Source organism: Rhizobium sp. PEPV16 (assembly GCF_008919455.1).
Lineage (GTDB): Bacteria > Pseudomonadota > Alphaproteobacteria > Rhizobiales > Rhizobiaceae > Rhizobium > Rhizobium leguminosarum_Q.
On the sequence record NZ_VSZV01000068.1, the window covers coordinates 1 to 2,658 of the forward strand.

Here is a 2,658-nt window from a genome sequence, read left to right on the forward strand (position 1 = left end):
TCGGTAGGCGTAAGGCTCCACATAAACGTTGTGAAACTCTGGCGTGGGAGTGACTTCTTCGTCCAGCAGAGAAGTGGTTATCGGCTCCCAGGCCACATATGCGTGAACCCACGACCTGTAACCCCTCGGGAGCTCGGCTTGGCCGCTCTCGGTAAACGCAAGCTTGGCCGTCGGCGCTGATGGGGTTCTGCTGGCGCTCACAGCCGAATGTATTCCACCAATTAGAGCGCCGGCCAAAAGAATGGCTAAGCCAGCCAGTCCCGACAGTGTCGAGATGCGCCTCATGAAAGCTCCTCCTTTGAATTGCACGCTCATAGTAAAATCTATTCCCGGCTAACTCTCGAAAATATTGCATATTCTTGTTCTCAGACGCCAATGCGCATCGCGAATGGCGCCATGCGCAATGCTCTTTGTGGGGTTGATCGACCCTTTTGATCAGAACGGCCAGCATTTGCGTGGGTATGCTGCCTCCGAGGGTAATTCGGACCAGGTGTCGCCTGAGAAAACAGCCCCGCGATCTCGGACTTCACCTGGTACGAGGCGGCGTATGATGCACAAGTCCCCGCTGCGCCGTTTCGATATTGCAGCCGCGCTATTAAGCGACAGGCGACATCTCACTCTGAGAGATCGCGCTCGTCAGGACATACTGTCTTCCCTACATCGTGCGAAGCCAGCCGTCAGCCGCCAAGCCCACGGGGTGCGAGATTTCGGCGACGGGACAACTAGGTCTAATAAGAGGCCCGGTACACGATCGGCACCCAGTCAAAATTGCTATCGTCACGACGAACATGACCAATTCCGGGAAACGCGTGATGAGCGCCGGCAACCAGATATCGCTGATCAGCGGCTTCTGCGAATGCGACAGCACGCGTAGCCGCGGCGGCTTTCTGATCGACGTCGAAGTCCACCGTTACCTGCGGATGATCATACTGGAGAACATCGCCATGTGCGACATCGCCCCAAAAAACAATTTTCTCACCCTCGCTCTCAACAATGATGCCGCTATGCCCGGGTGTGTGACCGGAGAGCAGGACCGAGCCGAAACCAGGAACAGGCGCGGCATTATCATCGAAAGTTTTTAACCTGCCAGCATCCGCATACGGGCCGACGCATTGCTCGGCTTGAGTGATCTGTGGGCCGAGAACCTTATCGACCTTGCTCTCGGCGTCGGCTTTAAGCCAGAACAGCTCCTCGCGCCGGTTGACATGCAGAACTGCGTTCTCGTACACGCGGCTTCCATTGGCAATAAGCCCACCGGAGTGGTCGGCATGGATGTGGGTCAGTATCACGTCGTCGATCTCGGACGCCTTGTATCCAGAGGCCTCGATATTAGAGACAAGCTTACCCAATGATGGACCCAATAAATTTCCAGTGCCGGCGTCTATGAGGACAAGCCGTTCCCCGCTATTGACAAGGAAGGCGTTGACCGAAATTTCCGCCGAGCCCGCCTGATATCTGTCGACCAGATATGTTTCCGCCTCTTCCTCGCCAATGTTTTTATAGATCTTCGACATTGGTAGTTTCGCTGTGCCGTCGGAGAGCGCGGTGATCTCATAGGAGCCGAGTTTCACGCGGTAGAAGCCAGCCGCTTGCTTGCCTTCCATGGGCGCTTTCGCGAAGACAGCTGCCGGAACCGCGGACAAAGTCCCGGCAGCGAGGGCAGTTTCAGCGTAATTGATCAGGAGTGAACGGCGGGTGTGCATGGCGTCTCCAGGGTTTCCGAGCAAGAAATAATTGGGCTGTCAACCAGCGTGAGGCGTAGGTTTCGGTAGCTCCACCAACAGTCAAATGATGCGGCTCGGCCTACACCATTAAGGCAGAAACTTGCCTCAAGCTAACTTATAGAAAACAATACATAATCGCCTTGTAACAGACCAATGCGCATCGCGTATGCTACCATGCGCAATCCTCATTGTTGGCTGTGTCGGCTCTTTCGATCAGAACAGCGAGCGATTTACTGAGGATGGTCGACAGACGCGGTTTTCGTCAGCTTAACAGCGACTGTGGCGACCTGGAATTCTGTCGTAGGCAATCATTGCGCGATTCACACCGCATAAGCCTATTTCAATCGACGTGGCCACGCCGGGTCCGTGGCCGACCTGCACAGCCACGGCCTCATTGGCCTGATCACAGCGATGCATTGATCCAGAGTTTGGCCGCGTTTGGAAGGAATTTGGCGCGCGAGGTCGCAAACGAGCTAGGGAATGCCAGAGATGAACCACGGGAACTGATTGAGCAAGCGCTTTTGCAGATGTTTGCTGGGGTGCCAGTTGGCCGTGTGGGAACTCGGGAAGAGATCGCTGACACCATCTCGTTTCTCGCCAGACCCCGGGCGGGCTACATTAACAGGTGCCAATCTCAGGCTCGAGGGTGGGGTGCTGCCCACAATCTGACCGCATCATCTGGTTCTATCGGGAAATGTAGCCGCCCCGTCGACCTCAATCTCAGCGGAGTGGCCGGAAAAACTCCCTGATCTCGCTTGCCAGCAAATCCGGCTGCTCAAGCGCGGCGAAATGCCCGCCTCTCGGCATTTCCGACCATCGTGTGACATTTGCGACCCGCTCGACCCACGACCGCGGCGGGATCGGCAGTTCCTTGGGAAAATGCGCGATCCCCAAAGGCGGCGTCAGTCGTTCGTTCGGGGCAAAGATGAGGGGG

1 protein-coding gene and 2 pseudogenes are annotated in these 2,658 nt (G+C 56.2%); all 3 read right to left on the reverse strand.

The features are described 5' to 3' along the window. Positions 1–285, reverse strand: a pseudogene (locus FY112_RS37135) (hypothetical protein); the annotation flags it as partial. Positions 286–728: 443 nt separating this feature from the next. Beyond that, positions 729–1,703, reverse strand: coding sequence for an MBL fold metallo-hydrolase (locus tag FY112_RS00660; RefSeq protein ID WP_151517376.1), 975 nt, complete (start codon positions 1,701–1,703; stop codon positions 729–731). Between the two features lie 741 nt (positions 1,704–2,444). Continuing rightward, positions 2,445–2,658: pseudogene (locus FY112_RS37140) on the reverse strand (epoxide hydrolase); the annotation flags it as partial.

What these genes read in the sequence shown, in the direction of transcription:
- FY112_RS00660 (WP_151517376.1), bottom strand. Translation starts at nt 1,703, where the DNA reads ATGCACACCCGCCGTTCACTCCTGATCAATTACGCTGAAACTGCCCTC.